This window comes from Pseudogemmobacter humi, from assembly GCF_900609055.1.
In the GTDB taxonomy this organism is placed as follows: Bacteria; Pseudomonadota; Alphaproteobacteria; order Rhodobacterales; family Rhodobacteraceae; genus Pseudogemmobacter; species Pseudogemmobacter humi.
In genome coordinates this window covers 1-16,875 of sequence record NZ_UXAW01000114.1, presented here as the reverse complement: position 1 = coordinate 16,875, position 16,875 = coordinate 1, and the positions used below count along the sequence as shown (strand labels likewise).

The 16,875-nt window shown below is 66.9% G+C and carries 12 protein-coding genes; 6 read left to right on the top strand and 6 right to left on the bottom strand.

Annotation, left to right across the window (positions count from 1 at the left end; translation table 11 throughout):
• Nucleotides 1–39 precede the first annotated feature (39 nt).
• The 3 genes from XINFAN_RS19160 to XINFAN_RS19150 all read right to left on the bottom strand — a co-directional run bounded on the left by XINFAN_RS19160 (nt 40) and on the right by XINFAN_RS19150 (nt 6,124).
• Nucleotides 40–873, bottom strand: coding sequence for an isocitrate lyase/PEP mutase family protein (locus XINFAN_RS19160; protein WP_124088469.1), 834 nt, complete (start codon nt 871–873; stop codon nt 40–42).
• A gap of 237 nt (nt 874–1,110) precedes the next feature.
• A complete protein-coding gene (locus XINFAN_RS19155; protein WP_124088468.1) occupies nt 1,111–3,570 on the bottom strand; it encodes a GcvT family protein in 2,460 nt (819 codons plus the stop codon).
• Nucleotides 3,571–3,682: 112 nt separating this feature from the next.
• Nucleotides 3,683–6,124: a GcvT family protein gene (locus XINFAN_RS19150; RefSeq protein ID WP_124088467.1), complete on the bottom strand. Its 2,442-nt coding sequence runs from the start codon at nt 6,122–6,124 to the stop codon at nt 3,683–3,685.
• A 153-nt stretch (nt 6,125–6,277) separates the two neighbouring features.
• Between XINFAN_RS19150 and XINFAN_RS19145 the strand changes: the two genes are divergently transcribed.
• On the top strand, nt 6,278–7,138 hold the full coding sequence (locus tag XINFAN_RS19145; protein ID WP_124088466.1) for a LysR family transcriptional regulator: 861 nt from the start codon (nt 6,278–6,280) through the stop codon (nt 7,136–7,138).
• On the opposite strand, the gene XINFAN_RS19140 is transcribed toward XINFAN_RS19145, so the two are convergent.
• Nucleotides 7,135–8,067, bottom strand: coding sequence for a CehA/McbA family metallohydrolase (locus XINFAN_RS19140; protein WP_124088465.1), 933 nt, complete (start codon nt 8,065–8,067; stop codon nt 7,135–7,137). The two genes, XINFAN_RS19145 and XINFAN_RS19140, sit on opposite strands and share 4 nt — an antisense overlap.
• Nucleotides 8,068–8,139: 72 nt before the next feature.
• Complete coding sequence (locus XINFAN_RS19135; protein ID WP_124088464.1) at nt 8,140–8,391, bottom strand: hypothetical protein; 252 nt, start codon at nt 8,389–8,391, stop codon at nt 8,140–8,142.
• Nucleotides 8,392–8,756: 365 nt separating this feature from the next.
• On the opposite strand from XINFAN_RS19135, the gene XINFAN_RS21870 reads away from it, so the two are divergent.
• A complete protein-coding gene (locus tag XINFAN_RS21870; RefSeq protein ID WP_160144667.1) occupies nt 8,757–8,909 on the top strand; it encodes a hypothetical protein in 153 nt (50 codons plus the stop codon).
• Between the two features lie 16 nt (nt 8,910–8,925).
• Here XINFAN_RS21870 and XINFAN_RS19130 read toward each other — a convergent pair whose 3' ends face one another.
• On the bottom strand, nt 8,926–12,606 hold the full coding sequence (locus XINFAN_RS19130; RefSeq protein WP_124088463.1) for a vitamin B12-dependent ribonucleotide reductase: 3,681 nt from the start codon (nt 12,604–12,606) through the stop codon (nt 8,926–8,928).
• Between the two features lie 699 nt (nt 12,607–13,305).
• Here XINFAN_RS19130 and XINFAN_RS19125 point away from each other — a divergent pair.
• From XINFAN_RS19125 to XINFAN_RS19110, 4 genes are all read left to right on the top strand, one after another.
• Nucleotides 13,306–14,199 (top strand): DMT family transporter, encoded by an 894-nt coding sequence (locus XINFAN_RS19125; RefSeq protein ID WP_124088462.1) that lies wholly within the window; start codon nt 13,306–13,308, stop codon nt 14,197–14,199.
• A gap of 65 nt (nt 14,200–14,264) precedes the next feature.
• The gene (eno, locus tag XINFAN_RS19120) at nt 14,265–15,542 is read left to right on the top strand and encodes a phosphopyruvate hydratase (RefSeq protein ID WP_124088461.1); all 1,278 of its coding nucleotides are present in this window, start codon (nt 14,265–14,267) and stop codon (nt 15,540–15,542) included.
• 243 nt (nt 15,543–15,785) lie between these two features.
• The gene (locus tag XINFAN_RS19115; protein ID WP_124088460.1) at nt 15,786–16,598 is read left to right on the top strand and encodes a YoaK family protein; all 813 of its coding nucleotides are present in this window, start codon (nt 15,786–15,788) and stop codon (nt 16,596–16,598) included.
• On the top strand, nt 16,564–16,875 hold a 312-nt coding region (locus XINFAN_RS19110; RefSeq protein WP_233352387.1), incomplete at its 3' end, for a pseudouridine synthase. The genes XINFAN_RS19115 and XINFAN_RS19110, both read left to right, overlap by 35 nt.

The following is a 16,875-nucleotide window of genomic DNA, read 5'->3' as shown; positions in this document are numbered from 1 at the left end:
GCCAGCCTAAGGCCTTTGCCCCCGGCCGCGCAATCGCGCTCAGCCGCGCGCCCTCCCCGCGCGCAAAAGCGCGTCGATCTCGTCCCCGGGCGCCGCATGGGCCAGAGGCGCGAAACTGCCCTCCTCCAGCATGGCGCGAGTGGCGTCGCGGATCAGACCCTGCGCCGCGCGGGCGATCTGGCTGCCGGTCGAGATCCGCCGCACCCCCATCGCCGCCAGTTCCGCCACATTCATCGCTTTCAGCGGCCCCGCCGCCAGCGCATTGACCGGCGCAGTGACCGAGGCCAGAACCTGCGCCAGTTCCGCCCGCCCCGGCGGCACCGGCAGATACAGCAGATCCGCCCCCGCCGCCTCAAAGGCCTGCAAACGCCGGATCCCCTCGGCCAGATCGTAAGTGCCGTTCATCACCCCGTCGGCCCGGGCGCAAAACACGAAGGGCCGGCCAAGCGCCCGCGCCGCCGCAACCCCAGCCCGCACCCGCTCCACCGCCAGGTCGAAAGCATAGGCCGGATGGCCGGGCTCCATCCCTGTATCCTCGACCGAGATCCCCGAAAGCCCCGCCTCGCCCGCCAGCCGGACGGTCTCGGCCACCACCTCCGGCGCGTCACCGAAACCATTCTCGAAATCCCCCGAGACCGGCAGATCGGTCGCCGCCATAAGATCCGCCGCATGGGCCAGCGCCTCGTCGCGGCTGACGCCCCCCATATCCGGCCGCCCGAGCGTGAAGGCATGCGCCGCCGAGGATGTCGCCAGCGCCTTCGCCCCAAGCGCCGCCATCATCCGCGCCGAGCCGCGGTCCCAGGGGTTCGGAATGACGAAACACCCCGCCCGATGCAGCGCCGCAAAAGCCTCATGCCGTTCCGCCAGTCTCATCGCGCCCTCCTTCGGCCCCGCACCCCCGGTCGTAGCACAGGCGGTGAAGCCGCCGGTTCATCCCGCCCGCAAAACTCCCGTATCAGCCTGGGCGAAAGATACCGCACCCGTGGTCCTCACCCTGCCCCCGGCCAGACCCAAAAACCAGCGCCCCTGTATTCACCCTGACGCAAATACCCTCGGGGGGAGGCCCGTTCACGGGCCGCGGGGGGCAGACAGCCCCCCGTTCCCCCTGCGTCACGCGCGAATCCGTTCTGATTTCGGATCATACATCGGAACGAGGCTCGCCTCGGCCTCACAGCGCCGTCCGGCGACCTCGATCTCGTAGCGCGATCCCAGCACCTCCGCCTCGCTCTCGCCTGCGCAGGGCACATAGCCCATGCCGATCGCGCCCCCCAAAGCATGGCCGTAATTCGCCGAGGTCACCGGGCCGACGATCCGCCCATCCCTGACGATCGCCTCGTTGTGGAACAGCATGACCTCGGGGTCGGTCACGCGGAACTGCACCATCCGGCGCTTCAGCCCCTCCTCCTGCACCCGCAGCACCGCGTCCCGGCCGATGAAGGCGGGCTTCTTCACCCGCACCGCAAAGCCGAGCCCCGCCTCCAGCACGTGATCTTCGTCGGTGATGTCATGGCCCCAGTGGCGATAGCCCTTTTCGATCCGGCACGAATCCAGCGCATGCAGCCCGCAGAGTTTCAGCCCCAGCTCCGCCCCCGCCTCTTCCAGCGCCCCGAACACATGGGCGGTCTGATCGGCGCTCACATACAGTTCCCAGCCGAGCTCGCCCACGTAAGTCACCCGATGCGCCCGGGCGAGCCCATATCCCACCTCGACCTCGCGCATGGTGGCGAAAGGATGCGCCTCGTTCGAGAAATCGTTCGGCGAGACCCGCCGCATCAGATCGCGCGCCTTCGGCCCCATCACGCAGAGCACCGACTCGGCCGCCGTGACATCGGTGATCACCACGAACTCATCGGCCAGATGGCGCCGCAGCCAGGCCAGATCGCGTTGCAGGGTCGCGCCCGGCACCACCAGCATATACGCCCGCTCCGAGAGCCTGGTCACGGTCAGATCGCTCTCGATCCCGCCGCGCGCGTTCAGCATCTGGGTATAGACGATCCGCCCCGGCGCCACATCCATCTGCCCGGCGCAGATCCGGTTGAGGAAATCGCAGGCATCGCGCCCCTCGACCCGGATCTTGCCGAAAGACGACATGTCGAACAGGCCGACGCCGGTCCGCACCGCCATATGCTCGGCCTTCTGGTTGCCGAACCAGTTCTGCCGCCCCCAGGCGTAACGGTATTCGCGCTCTTGCCCGGGGTTCGCGAACCAGTTCGCCCGCTCCCAGCCCGCGACCTCGCCGAAGACCGCGCCGCGCGCGCTCAGATGTTCATGCAGGGGCGTGCGCCGCACCCCGCGGGCCGTCACCACCTGGCGGTAGGGGTAATGGTCGGCGTAAAGCAGGCCGAGCGTCTCGGTCACCCGGTCGTGCAGATAGCGGCGGTTCTTCTGGAACGGCTGCGCCCGGCGGATATCCACGTCCCACAGATCGAACGGCGCCTCGCCGGTGGTGATCCATTCCGCCAGCGCCATCCCGGCGCCGCCCGAGGACACGATCCCCACCGAATTATAGCCCGCCGCGACCCAGTAGCCGTCGATCTCGGGCGCGGGCCCCAGATAATAGCGGTCGTCCGGGGTAAAGCTCTCCGGCCCGTTGAAGAAGGTGTGGATCCCCGCGGTCTGGAACATCGGCATCCGGTTCGCGGCATCTTCCAGAATGGGGCCGAAATGCTCCCAGTCCTCGGGGAGCGTGTCGAATTCGAAATCCTCGCGGATCCCCGCCATCCCCCAGGGCTTGGCCTTCGGCTCGAACGCGCCCAGCATCATCTTGCCGGCATCGGTCTTGTAATAGGCGCACTCGTCCGGCACCCGCAGCACCGGCATGTCGCTCAGCCCCGCCACCGGCTCGGTGATCAGGTAGAAATGCTCGCAGGCATGCAAGGGCAGCGTCACGCCCGAGGCGGCCGCCAGATCCCTGCCCCACATGCCGCCGCAGTTGATCACCACATCGGCCACGATATGGCCCGGCCCGTCAGCCCCGAGATAATCGACGCCCGTCACCCGCCGCCGCCCGCCCGCGGCCGGCCCTTCGGTCACGGCGGTGACCTTCACCCCCTCGATCACCTTCGCGCCCGCCATCCGCGCGCCCTTCGCCAGCGCCATGGCGATATTCGCCGGATCGCATTGCCCGTCGCCCGGCAGATGCACGCCGCCGATCACCCCTTCGGTGTTCAGATGCGGATACATCACCTTCACCTCATCCGGGGTGATCTCGGTCACATCCACCCCGAAGATCCGCGCCACCGTCGCCTGGCGCAGGATCTCCTGCATCCGGTCTTCGGTCAGCGCCACCGTCATCGAGCCCACGCGCTTGAGCCCGGTCGCCACCCCGGTCTCCGCCTCCAGCCGCGCGTAAAGATCGGCGGAATATTTCGCCAGCCGCGTCATGTTCTGATTGGCGCGCAACTGGCCGATAAGCCCCGCCGCATGCCAGGTGGTGCCCGAAGTCAGCTTCCGCCGCTCCAGAAGCACCACATCCGTCCAGCCCGCTTTCGCCAGGTGATAGGCGACGGAACAGCCCGACACGCCCCCCCCGATCACCACCGCCCGCGCCCGCTCCGGTATCCCGTTCATCGCCATACTCATTTTCTGTCTGAAAATATCCCGGGGATATGCCCCGGTTCAGCGCCACCGGTTCGAGCGAACTGGCGGCATGGGGGGCTGGCCCCCCGGCCTTCCCAATCTCTCACGCGCGGATCCGCTCGTTCTTCGGATCCCACAGCGGCGCATCCTCCTGCACCCGTGCCGGGAACAGCTCGCCGAAGATCTCGACTTCAACCGCCTGGCCCGGCAGGTTCAGATCGGCGCGCAGCATCCCAAGCCCGATCACCTTGCCGGTGCGGTGACCGAAACAGCCCGAGGTCAGTTCGCCGACCGGCTCTCCCCGATGCCAGATCGTCGCCATATAGGGCGGATCATAAGCCCCGGCCTCGATCACCAGCGTCGCGAACCGCTTCCTCACCCCCGCCTGGTTCTCCGCCGCCAGCGCCGCGCGGCCGCGGAACTCCGGCTTCGCCCAGTCGATGAAGCGCCCGAGCCCGCCCTGAAGCACGGTGTAATCGGTCGAGAGATCGCCCTTCCAGGCGCGATAACCCTTCTCGATCCGCAAGCTGTTCAGCGCAAACATGCCGAAGGGCTTGAGCCCCAGAGGCCCCCCCGCCGCCGCCACCGCATCCCAGACCGCCGCGGTATCCGCGACCCGGCTGTGCAGTTCCCAGCCAAGCTCGCCCGCGAAACTCACCCGCGCGAGCCAGACCTCGCGCCCCGCGATCCGCCCGGTCTGATGCGAAAGCCAGGGCAGCGTCAGATCGGCTTCCGTCGCCGCCGCCTCCAGCACCGCCCGCGCCTGCGGCCCGGTCAGGATCTGGCAGGACCAGGCATCGGTTTCCTCGGTCAGAGACAGCCCCGGCGCGAGGTGCCGCTCCAGCCAGGCCCGGTCATGCGCCTGCGCGGTCGCGGCGGTGATCAGCAGGAACTCATCCGCGGCAAAGCGCGCCACCGACATCTCGGTCACGATCCGGCCCTTGTCATCGGCGAAATAGGCCAGACCAAGCCGCCCCACCGCCGGCAGTTTCCCGGTGATCTGACGCGCCAGCCACTCCGCCGCGCCCGCACCGGTCAGCCGGTAGCGCGAAAACCCCGGCAGATCGAGAATGCCGCAGGCACCCTGCACCGCCTCGCATTCCGCCTTCACCGCGGGGAACCACGGCCCCTCACGGTCCCAGACCCGTTGCGCGGCCCCGGACGTGTCGTCGCCTTCCCGCGCATACCACAAAGCGCGCTCCCAGCCGTTATAGGGCCCGAACTGCGCGCCCAGAGCCGCCACCCGGTCATGCACCGGCGAGAGCTTCCTGCCGCGCCCCTCGGGCCAGGCGTGATGCGGGAAATGGATGGCATATTCGTTGCCGTAGACTTCCTTCCCCTTCGCCACGCAATAATCATGATCCTCGAACCCGGTGAACCGGCGCGGATCGCAGGACCACATGTCCCATTCGGTCGCGCCTTCCGTCACCCATTCCGCCAGCACCTTGCCCGCGCCGCCGCCCTGGCAGATGCCGAAGGTGAAAACGCAGGCCTCGAACGCATTCGGCACCCCAGGCATCGGCCCGATCAAAGGGTTGCCGTCCGGCGTATAGGGAATCGGCCCGTTGATCACCTTCTGAAGCCGCCCCTTCTCCAGCAAGGGCACCCGCGCCATGGCATCAGAGATATGCCATTCCAGCCGCTCCAGATCGTCGGGGAAAAGCTGGAAGCTGAAATCGTCGGGCATCGGATCGTCGGGCGCCGCCCAATGCGCGCGGCAAGGGTTCTCATAGGGGCCAAGGTTGAAGCCCATCTTCTCCTGGCGCAGGTAATAGCTGCTGTCCACATCGCGCAGCAAAGGCAGCTTGTGCCCCGCCTCGCGGCTCCAGACCTCCAGTTCGGGGATGGTGTCGAACAACAGATACTGATGGCTCATCACCATCATCGGCACCCGGCGGCCGAACAGCCGCCCGACCTCCGCCGCGTAATAACCGGCGGCATTGACGACATATTCCGCCCGCACCTCGCCCTTCGGCGTCGAAAGCACCCACTCCGAGCCGGTCCAGCGCGCGCCCGTCACCGGGCAGAACCGTTCGATCCGCGCCCCCGCCTGCCGCGCCCCCGCCGCCAGTCCTTGCGTCAGCTGCGCCGGGTCGATATCGCCGTCGTAAGGGTCGTAAAGCGCCCCGGTCAGATCATGCGTCTCAAGGAACGGATAGCGCGAGCGGATCTCCTCCGGCGCCAGCACCTCCAGATCCATGCCCTGGACCCGGCCCATCCCCTTCACGCGCTGAAACTCCATCAGCCGCTCGCGCGAATGGCCCAGCCGGACCGAGCCGGTGACATGATAGTTCATCGGATAACCGACCGCCTCGCCCAAGCCCCGGTAAAGCCCGGCCGAATAGCGCTGCATGTTCATGATCGACCAGGACGAGGAAAACGTCGGCACATTCCCCGCCGCATGCCAGGTCGAGCCCGCGGTCAGCTCGTTCTTCTCCAGAAGGATCACATCCTTCCAGCCCGCCTGCGCCAGATGATACAGCGCCGAGACGCCCACCACGCCGCCCCCGATGATCGCGACCCGCGCGCTGGCAAATTCCGTCATATCGCTCTCCCCTGCCGCTCTTCGCGCAATATCCCGGAAGCCCCGCCCCCTTTCAATTCGGCCGCCGACCGGCTATTGATCGGAAAAACCGATCACCCTTTCATCCTGACCCAAATACCCCGGGGGTCCGGGGGCTGGCCCCCGGCTTCGTTCATGCAGATCGACCTCATCGACACATTCCTCGACCTCGCCGAGAGCCGCAGCTTCCACCGCACCGCCGAGCGGATGCGCGTCACCCAGTCGACGATCTCGGCCCGGCTCCAGGCGCTGGAAACCGCGCTCGGCGCGCGGCTGTTCGACCGCTCGCGCTCGGGCACCGCGCTCACCACCGAGGGCAAGAGGTTCGAGCCCCACGCCCGCATGCTGCGCCACGAATGGAACGAGGCGCGCCGGCGCATCACCATCCCGAGCGGCGCCGGCCATCTGGTGCGGCTCGGGATCCAGAACGACCTTTCGGCGATCTTCCTCGGCGATTTGGTGGCAGAGTTCCGGCGCCTCTATCCCGAGACCGCGCTCTACATCGAGCCGGATTATTCCAACCAGATGTGCGCCGATCTTCTCAGCGGCATCCTCGATTTCGCGGTGATGTTCTCGCCCAAACCGCACCCCGACCTGCATTTTGAAAGCCTTGGCGACCTCGCCTATCACATGGTCTCGACCGAGACCGACCGGCTGGAAAACGTCCGCCCCGAGCGCTTCATCTTTTCGCATTTCTCGACCGCCTTCGAGGAGATGCACCGCCAGATCACGCCCTGGCTGACCGCCTCGCCGATCTCGGTCGGACAAAGCGGCTCGGTGGTCTCACTGCTTCTGGGCATGGGCGGCACCGGCTATGTGATCGAGCCGACCGCGAAAGAGCTGACCACCGCCGGGCGGCTGCGCCCGGTCGCGGATGCGCCGGTGCTGCGTCAGCCGGTCTATGCGGCGATGCATATCCGCCACCGGATCACGCCGCTGCACCGCAAACTCAGCCGGATCGCCGGGCGCCCGTTCGCCGCGCGCGCCGGGGATTAGAACCCCTCGCGCCGGACCGGATTGGTCCAGGCCCGCCGCCCGGCGGCGTCGATCACCACCGCGCGCAGCCAGGGAGTCTCACCCTTCCATTTCAGCGGCACCTCGGCCCGGGTCATGGCGCGGCCGCAGACCACGTTCGAGGACGATCCGTGGCCGACCGCGATCACCGTCTCGACCGCCGAACATTCGACGATAACGCGGTCGCCCTCGACATAGAAATCGTGGATCTGCGGCCCCTGGCTGGAATAGAAATCGCCGCGTTTCAGCGCCGCCAGCAGCGCCTCGGGGCAGTTCTCCTCTGCCCGCACCATGGTCCAGCCGCCGAAATGGTCGGGGTCGAACAGATGCGCGTCGTCGGTCGCGATCAGCGACAGGTTGCGCCCTTCCGAGATCAGCAGATCCGCGATGGCGAAACCGTCGCCGCGGTCGGCCCCCACCGCCGAGCTGTGGTTGTAGATCTCGACCGCATGGGCCGCGTCGATGCTGCGCGCATCGGCAAGCGTCATCCCCGACCATTGCGGATGGGCGATGGTGACGAAGGCCCCGGCGGCGGCGGCCCGCGCGGCGATCTCCGGCCCGGTCTCCTGATCGGGCCAGGCGTGGAAATCGGGGCTTCCCACGCGGGGGAAATCCTCGGGCAGGCCCACGGCCAGGATATGCCACAACTCGCCGTTCTGCATCGCGCCGGAATGCAGCTCCGCCCCCAGAAGCGTGGTGAATCCCTCGGCGCGGAACGGCCGGGTATCGACCAGCGGATAATCGTAGATCCCGACGTAATGGTCTGTCAGCGCAAGGAAATCATAGCCTTGCGCGCGGTAGCGGCGGCAGACCTCTTCGGGCGGCAGCGCGCCGTCCGAGAGGTTGCTGTGGGTGTGCAGATTGCCCCGCCAGAACCGGCCCGGGGCGGAGAATGCGGATTGACGGGTCATCGGGGCTTTTCCTCGCACGGCGGAGCGTCGCGCGCATCATTGCCGCCGATCGGCCCGCCTCGCAAGAGGCGCTCAGACCAGCATCGGCGCCGGTCCCGCGCAGGTCAGCGTGACGCGGGTCTCGCCGCCCGTCATGTCGATCCCGGTCAGATCCATCGGCCGCCGGTCGAGATCGCCGCCCAGCACATGGATCGTGCCCGCGCCATGAAAAGCCGCATCCAGCAGCGAGATCAGCGCCTCGCCTTTCAGCACCGCCTCGACCCCGCCCGCGACACGGCGGATCGAGGCGGGCGAGACATGACGGTTGCCGATGATCAGATCCATCTTCAGTCCTTTGCGGCCCCCTATTGGCCGCTCATTCCGGATCCGGCCCCCCCGGGGCTTCCGGGGCCGGCTGTCAGTGCTGCATATGGGTGCGGACCCGGGAAATCCGAATCGATGATCGCACCGTAAGAAATTGATTAATATATTAATTTTAATCCCGAAAGGCCCCGAGAGGCGTTGCGGCATATCCTTGCGGATTGCGCGTATAAGCATGCAGATCGCAGCACAGGATCTGAGCCGGATTACACAGCCGCCGCCGTTCCGGGCACCGCCGGCGCCATCATCGCTAATGCCCGATGGGCGACGCGGAACGGTGGCGGGCAGAGCCATTGCTGTCTCTCAAAGCGGGGCGCGCGGAAGACAGCATGATCCGGCAAGACATTGGCGAGAAACAGGAAAGGCGCGGCCCCGACCCCGAGCCGCGCCTTTTCATATCAATCCCCGTTTATATGCAAATGGAAGGCATCTGCACGGTTATCGCCCCTGCGGTTAAGCCCGGCACTCTGGTGATCGAGTGACAAGTCTCCGCAGAACTCAGCTACAGCCGCTGGTGCCGCCGCAGGTGTTGCATTTCAGACAGGTGCCGTTCCTGACCAGGGTGTAATTGCCGCATTCGCCGCAGGCCTCGCCCTCATAGCCCTGGATCCGCGCCCGCGCCCGCGCGTCCATCGACACCGACCCCGAGGCCAGCGCGGTCGAGCCCATGCCGGCCTCCGGCAGCAGCATCGACAGCGCCGAAGCCTCGCCGTTCAGCGCGGTCGCCCCCATGCCGCCGCGCAGCACCACCAGCTCCTGCGGCAGGCGTTTCCTCAGATAGCCGGTCGAGGAAATCTGCCGCAGAACCTCCAGCGATTTCGACGCCGCGCTCTCGCTCACCGGCTCGACATTGCTGTCGCGCCGCCCCTCGGCCACGCCGCCGCCCAGCTCGTCGAACGAGGCGCCCCGGGGGGCGACATGGGCCAGATCGGTGCGGTCAAGGTAGCTGACCGCCAGTTCGCGGAACACGTAATCGAGGATCGAGGTCGCGTTCTTGATCGAATCGTTGCCCTGCACCATGCCCGCGGGCTCGAATTTGGTGAAGGTGAAGGCGTCGACGAATTCCTCCAGCGGCACGCCGTATTGCAGCCCGACCGAGACCGCGATGGCGAAATTGTTCATCATCGCCCGGAAGCCCGCGCCTTCCTTGTGCATGTCGATGAAGATCTCGCCGAGCGTGCCGTCCCTGTATTCGCCGGTGCGCAGATAGACCTTGTGGCCGCCGACCACCGCCTTCTGGGTATAGCCCTTGCGGCGCTCGGGCAGTTTCTCGCGATGCGAGCGGACGATCTCTTTGACGATCACCTTCTCGACGATCTTTTCGGCCAGGACCAGGGCCTTCTCCTGCGGGGTGCCCGAGGTGAGGATCTCTTCGGCTTCCTCGTCGTCCTCGATCAGCGCCGAGGCGAGCGGCTGCGACAGTTTCGAGCCGTCGCGGTAGATCGCGTTCGCCTTGATGCCCAGGCTGTGCGACAGTTCATAGGCCGCCAGCACATCGGTGATCGAGGCGCTGTTCGGCATGTTGATCGTCTTCGAGATCGCGCCCGAGATGAAGCTCTGCGCCGCCGCCATCATGCGGATATGGCTGTCGACCGAGAGGAAGCGCTTCCCCTTCTTGCCGCAGGGATTGGCGCAGTCGAACACCGGGTAATGTTCGGGCTTCAGATGCGGCGCGCCCTCCAGCGTCATCGTGCCGCAGACGTGATCATTCGCCGCCTCGACCTGGGCGCGGGTGAAACCGAGATGGCGCAGGAGGTCAAAGGCCGGATCGGCCAGTTTCTCGGCCGGAATGCCAAGGGTCTGCTGGCAGAAATCCTCGCCCAAAGTCCATTGGTTGAAGACGAAACGGATGTCGAAAGCCGAGGGCAGCGCGGCCTCGATCTTCTCGATCTCGCGCGCCCCGAACCCGTGGCCGATCAGCGCGGTGTGGTTGATCGCCGGCGCCTGGGCGAGGCTCGCGTGGCCGACGGCCCAGGCCACGATCTCGGCCACCTGATGCGGCGCGTAGCCCAGCTTTTCCAGCGCCGCCGGAACCGACTGGTTGATGATCTTGAAATAGCCGCCGCCGGCCAGCTTCTTGAACTTCACCAGCGCGAAATCCGGCTCGATCCCGGTGGTGTCGCAATCCATCACCAGGCCGATGGTGCCGGTCGGCGCGATCACCGAGACCTGGGCGTTGCGGTAGCCGTTCTTCTCGCCAAGCGTCAGCGCCTCGTCCCAGGCCGAGCGCGCCAGCGCGACCAGCGAGGGCTCGGGGCAGTTCGCGGCATCCAGCACCACCGGGGCGACGTTCAGCCCCTCGAACCGCTGATCGCCGCGCGCGGCGGCACGGTGGTTGCGGATCACCCGCAGCATATGCGCGCCGTTCTTCGCATAGCCCGGGAAGGCGCCAAGCTCGCCCGCCATCTCGGCCGAGGTCGCATAGGCGATGCCGGTCATGATCGCGGTAAGCGCGCCGCAAAGCGCGCGGCCCTCGGGCGAATCGTAGCCCAGCCCCATGTTCATCAGCAGCCCGCCGATATTGGCATAGCCAAGGCCGAGGGTGCGGAAATCGTAGCTGCGCTGCGCGATCTCTTTCGAGGGGAATTGCGCCATCATCACCGAGATTTCCAGCGCCACCGTCCAGAGCCGGGTCGCATGGACATAGGCCTCGGCATCGAAGGCGCCGTCCTGCCAGAAGCTCAGCAGATTCATCGAGGCCAGATTGCAGGCGGTATCGTCGAGGAACATATATTCGCTGCACGGATTCGAGGCCCGGATCGCCCCGTCTTCAGGGCAGGTATGCCAGGCGTTCACCGTGTCGTGGAACTGGATGCCGGGGTCGGCGCAGGCCCAGGCGGCATGGCCGATCTGGTCCCACAGCGCGCGCGCGGAAACGGTCTTCGCCACCTTGCCGTCGGTGCGGCGGATCAGCTCCCAGGGCTTGTCCTCGCGCACCGCGCGCAGGAAAGCGTCGGCAACCCGGACCGAGTTGTTCGAGTTCTGGCCCGAGACGGTGACATAGGCCTCGGAATCCCAGTCGGTGTCATAGGTCGGAAATTCAATCGAATCATAGCCCTGGCGGGCGTATTGCAGAACCCGGTTGGTATAGGTGTCGGGGATCATCGCCTTCCTGGCATCGCGGATCGCCGCCTTCAGCCCGGGGTTCCTGAGCGGGTCCACCGCATCCTCGGATGATCCGTCCCCCCCGGCTTCGAAACCGCGGATCGCGGCGAAGATCGCGTTCAGCCCGCGCTCATGCGCTTTCGATCCGGCGACGAGGCTGGCGACCTTCTGCTCTTCGATCACCTTCCAGTTGATGAACTCTTCGATATCGGGGTGATCCATGTCGCAGATCACCATCTTGGCCGCGCGCCGCGTGGTGCCGCCCGATTTGATCGCCCCCGCCGCGCGGTCGCCGATCTTCAGGAAGCCCATCAGCCCCGACGACCTGCCGCCGCCCGAGAGCCTTTCGCCCTCGGCGCGCAAGGACGAGAAATTGGTCCCCGTCCCCGAGCCGTATTTGAACAGCCGCGCCTCGCGGACCCAGAGGTCCATGATGCCGCCCTCGTTCACCAGATCGTCCGAGACCGACTGGATGAAACAGGCGTGGGGCTGCGGGTGTTCATAGGCGCTGGCCGACCGGGTCAGCCTGCCCGAGGCGTGATCGACGTAGAAATGGCCCTGGCCCGGCCCGTCGATGCCGTAAGCCCAGTGCAGCCCGGTGTTGAACCATTGCGGGCTGTTCGGCGCCGCCATCTGCCGCGCCAGCATGAAGCGCATCTCGTCATACCAGGCGCGGGCATCGGTCTCGGCCGAGAAATAGCCGCCCTTCCAGCCCCAGTAGGTCCAGGCCCCGGCCATCCGGTCGAACACCTGCCTGGCCGAGGTCTCGCCGGTCATCCGCTCGGCCTCGGGCAGTTTCGCCAGCGCGTCCTCGTCGGCGACCGAGCGCCACAGAAACTCCGGCACGCCCTTTTCGCGCACCCGTTTCAGCACCGCCGGAATGCCGGCCTTGCGGAAATATTTCTGCGCCAGCACGTCGGCGGCGACCTGGCTCCAGCCCTCGGGCACCTCGACCCGGTCGTTGCGGAACACGGTGCTGCCGTCGGGATTGCGGATCTCGGAGGTGGTCACGGCGAAGCGGATCGCCCCCCAGGCCCCGGTTTCCGCACTGGTGAATCTGCGCTCGATCTTCATTGCCCTATCGTCCCCTTACTGGCCGCGCCGGCTCTGCTGTCCGGTCTGCGGCCGATGCCCCTCGCGGGCCCATAGCGGGGCCAGCCAGCCCCCAGCGACATGACGGTCCCGCCCCCGGGCGCACAAGGGCACCCAAGGCGCATCGCACCGGTTCCCCGGTCGCCTGCTCTGCGGGATCTTTTTCTTAGCGTCACACCATATCTTGTGGATCTGCGCGGCGCCCGGACAAATTGTCGTAAGCCGTGCCCGGGTTCAACGGCATATTTTGTCGCGCAGCGGAAATTTATTCCTTGACCGGACAGAGCGCCGCCCCGCCGTCCGGCACCGGGCGGCGGGCCCGCCGCGCATGACGCCTGTGGGCAAGGCTGTGGACTTCGGTTGAAGTCTTTTCTGAACTTCGCCGGTTTTGGCCGCTTCCCGGCTGATTTGCCGCCCGGGGCTGAGACGGCGGCTCAATCGCCCCGCCGCGCGCGGCTGTGGAAAACCCGGAGGCGCGGCCGATTCCCCGCCCCGCCGCGCCCTCTGCCCCCTTGTTGCGGTTTTGCAGCAGCCCGGGTCCGGGGCGCGCCCCGCAGGGTGATGCCGCGCCCCGGACCCGGGCCGACTCAGCGCGCCCGGTTCCGGCTTTCGTCCGGTCGTCGCCTCGGCTATGGCTCGGGCCGGAGCGGCGCCCGCTGTCAGGCGCCGGGGAGAGAGAAGATGTCCGCAACCGAAAACCGCAGCGCCGCGCTGATGATGACGGGGGCGATGGCGGCCTTTGCCGCCGAGGACATGTTCCTGAAACTGGCCGCGGTCTCGATGCCGCCGGGCGAGGTTCTGGTGATCAACGGGCTGATCGGCGGCGGCATCTTCGCGCTTCTCGCGCTCAGGCGGGGCGAGCGGGTGTTCAGCATGGACGCCCTGCGCGGCGCGGCTCTGGTGCGCAACCTGGCCGAGGCGGTCGCGGCCTTCACCTATCTGCTGGCACTGGCGATCGTGCCGCTGGCACTGGCCTCGGCGCTGTTGCAGGCCACGCCTTTGGTGATCACCGCCGGCGCCGCGCTGTTTCTGGGCGAGACGGTGGGCTGGCGGCGCTGGCTGTCGATCATCATCGGCTTCATCGGCGTGCTGGTGATCCTGAATCCCTGGCAGGCGGGGATCGATATCGCCGGTCTTGCCATGCTGGTCTGCGTGATCGCGCTTGCGGTGCGCGACCTGATCACGCGGCGGATGCCGGTGCACCTTGGCACCATGAGCCTTTCGGCCTGGGGAGTGCTGGCCTCGGCCCCCGCCGGGGGCCTGCTGATGCTGGCGCTCGGCGACAGCTTCGTGCTGCCCGATCCGGGCCAGTCGCTCGTGCTGCTCGGTGCGGTGCTGTTCGGCCTGATCGGCTATTACAGCGTCATCGAGGCGATGCGGATCGGCGAAGTCTCGGCCGTCGCCCCGTTCCGCTACACCCGTCTGGTGTTCTCGGTCGTGCTGGCGGTGGCATTCCTCGGCGAAAGCCTCAGCCTGCATGTGGTCGCGGGTTCGGGGCTGGTGATCTTTTCGGGGCTCTATATGTTCGCGCGAAACCGCAAGGCGAGGCTTCCCCGGAAGGTTTCCTCCGGTTAAATTCTTTTTCACCACAGGGCCGATCCGCAGGCCAGAACCCAAACCCTCAGAACCCGGAGCCCCCGATGAGCACGATCATTGATATCCACGCCCGCGAGATCCTCGACAGCCGCGGCAATCCGACCGTCGAGGTCGATGTGGTGCTGGAAAGCGGCGCCATGGGCCGCGCGGCGGTGCCCTCGGGCGCCTCGACCGGCGCGCATGAGGCGAACGAACGCCGCGACGGCGATAAGTCGCGCTATCTCGGCAAGGGCGTTCTGGAGGCGGTCGCCGCGGTGAACGGCGAGATCGCCGAGGAACTGGTGGGCTACGACGCCACCGAACAGACCGGCATCGACCGCACCATGATCGAGATGGACGGCACCCCGAACAAATCGCGGCTCGGCGCCAACGCGATCCTCGGCGTCTCGCTGGCGGTGGCCAAGGCGGCGGCGGAATACACCACGCAGCCGCTGTTCCGCTATGTCGGCGGCACCTCGGCTCGGCTGCTGCCGGTGCCGATGATGAACATCATCAACGGCGGCGAACACGCCGACAACCCGATCGACATCCAGGAATTCATGATCATGCCGGTGGGCGCCGACAACATCCGCGAGGCGGTGCGGATGGGCTCGGAAGTGTTCCACACGCTGAAGAAAGAGCTCTCGGCGGCGGGCCTCTCCACCGGGATCGGCGACGAGGGCGGCTTCGCGCCGAACCTGTCCTCGACCCGCGTCGCGCTGGATTTCATCCTGAAAGCCATCGAGAAAGCCGGCTACCGGCCCGGGGACGACATGTTCCTCGCGCTCGACTGCGCCTCGACCGAATATTACCGCGGCGGCAAATACGAGATGAAGGGCGAGGGGCTGAGCCTGACCTCGGCTGAGAACGCCGATTATCTGGCGCGCCTCGTGGGTGATTACCCGATCATCTCGATCGAGGACGGCATGGCCGAGGACGACTGGGAGGGCTGGAAACTGCTGACCGACAAGATCGGCGGCAAGGTGCAACTGGTCGGCGACGATCTCTTCGTGACCAATCCGCGCCGTCTGGCCGAGGGAATCCAGAAGGGCGTGGCGAATTCCATGCTGGTCAAGGTCAACCAGATCGGCACCCTGACCGAGACGCTCCAGGCGGTGGATATGGCGCATCGCGCCCGCTACACCAATGTGATGAGCCACCGCTCGGGCGAGACCGAGGATTCGACCATCGCTGATCTGGCGGTGGCCACCAACTGCGGCCAGATCAAGACCGGCAGCCTTGCCCGTTCCGACCGGCTGGCGAAATACAACCAGCTGATCCGCATCGAGGAAATGCTGGGCGAGACCGCCGAATACGCCGGACGCTCGATCCTGAAGGGCTGACGCCGGCCCGTGGCCCGGATTTTTCGAAAAATCCGGCCAAATTTCTTCGAAGAAATTTGGGGCGCCCGCAAGGGCGCCCTTTTGCTTTGATCCCGCCCGCCAGGGGCAGCGGATTTTTCGAAAAATCCGCGCAAATTTCTTCGAAGAAATTTGCAGCCCGCCGCCCTGCCCGGTTTTCGCTTGCAGCCGGGGCCGCGGCAGATAGCATGGCCGGGATCTGTCCTTTCCTGACGGCCCCCTCCGATGACGGCGCGAAAACTTCCGGCCCGCCGCAAGCATGCCTCCCGCCCTCTGGTGTGGTCGCGCGTGCTGGTCGGGCACCGCCGCTCGCAGGGCAGCGACATGCGGCTTGCGATGCTGCTCGCCGCGGTGGCGGGTGCCGCGAATGCCGGCGGGTTCTTCGCGCTCGGCCAATACACCTCGCATATGACCGGCTATCTGTCGCAACTGGCCGATCATCTGGTGCTGGGCAATCTGTGGATCGCCTTCGTCGCCGTCACCGCCATCGGCGCCTTCGTCTCCGGCGCGGCCTTCAGCACGATCCTGATCAACTGGGCGCGCAGCCGCAACGCGCGCCACCAATATGCGCTGCCGATCGCCGTCCAGGGCGGCTTCCTTCTGTGCTTCTCGACCGGCGGCATCTTCGTCAGCGATCCGGGGCGGCTGTTCGCGCTGGCCTGCCTGTGTTTCATCATGGGGATGCAGAACGCCACCATCACCAAGATCTCGCACGCCCGGATCCGCACCACCCATGCCACCGGCATGGTGACCGACATCGGCATCGAACTCGGCCGCGCGGCCTTCGGCCTGACGCCCCCGGGGCGCGGTATTTCCGCCGACCTGGCGAAGCTGCGCATCCTGATCGGCCTTGTGCTCTCGTTCCTTGCGGGCGGGCTGACCGGCGCGCTCGGCTACGGATATGCCGGGTTCCTGTTCTCGCTGCCGCTCGGCCTTGTCCTCATCGCACTCGCGCTGCCGAGCCTGAGCCGGCGCCGCCCCCCTCCTTCGCGCAAAGAACGCCATGACACGCCTGATCCTGCTGAACAAACCCTATGACATGCTGTGTCAGTTCACCGATCTGAAAAGCCCCTCGCCGCGGCCGACGCTCTCGGCGGTGCTGGACATGCCCGGGATCTACCCGGCCGGGCGGCTGGATCGCGATTCCGAGGGGCTGGTGGTGCTGACCGACGACGGCCGCCTCCAGGCGCGGATCGCCGATCCCCGGCACAAGATGGAAAAGACCTATCTCGCCCAGGTCGAGGGCATTCCCGATGCCACGGCGCTGACCGCGCTGACGCAGGGCGTGGTGCTGAACGACGGCACCACCCTGCCC

Bases quoted from the DNA above. Each gene is read 5' to 3' on its own strand.
- XINFAN_RS19140 (WP_124088465.1), bottom strand. From the start codon at position 8,067: ATGACCCGTCAATCCGCATTCTCCGCCCCGGGCCGGTTCTGGCGGGGC.
- eno (WP_124088461.1), top strand. From the start codon at position 14,265: ATGAGCACGATCATTGATATCCACGCCCGCGAGATCCTCGACAGCCGC.
- XINFAN_RS19115 (WP_124088460.1), top strand. From the start codon at position 15,786: ATGACGGCGCGAAAACTTCCGGCCCGCCGCAAGCATGCCTCCCGCCCT.
- XINFAN_RS19155 (WP_124088468.1), bottom strand. From the start codon at position 3,570: ATGAACGGGATACCGGAGCGGGCGCGGGCGGTGGTGATCGGGGGGGGC.
- XINFAN_RS19130 (WP_124088463.1), bottom strand. From the start codon at position 12,606: ATGAAGATCGAGCGCAGATTCACCAGTGCGGAAACCGGGGCCTGGGGG.
- XINFAN_RS21870 (WP_160144667.1), top strand. From the start codon at position 8,757: ATGATCCGGCAAGACATTGGCGAGAAACAGGAAAGGCGCGGCCCCGAC.
- XINFAN_RS19160 (WP_124088469.1), bottom strand. From the start codon at position 873: ATGAGACTGGCGGAACGGCATGAGGCTTTTGCGGCGCTGCATCGGGCG.
- XINFAN_RS19145 (WP_124088466.1), top strand. From the start codon at position 6,278: ATGCAGATCGACCTCATCGACACATTCCTCGACCTCGCCGAGAGCCGC.
- XINFAN_RS19135 (WP_124088464.1), bottom strand. From the start codon at position 8,391: ATGGATCTGATCATCGGCAACCGTCATGTCTCGCCCGCCTCGATCCGC.
- XINFAN_RS19125 (WP_124088462.1), top strand. From the start codon at position 13,306: ATGTCCGCAACCGAAAACCGCAGCGCCGCGCTGATGATGACGGGGGCG.
- XINFAN_RS19150 (WP_124088467.1), bottom strand. From the start codon at position 6,124: ATGACGGAATTTGCCAGCGCGCGGGTCGCGATCATCGGGGGCGGCGTG.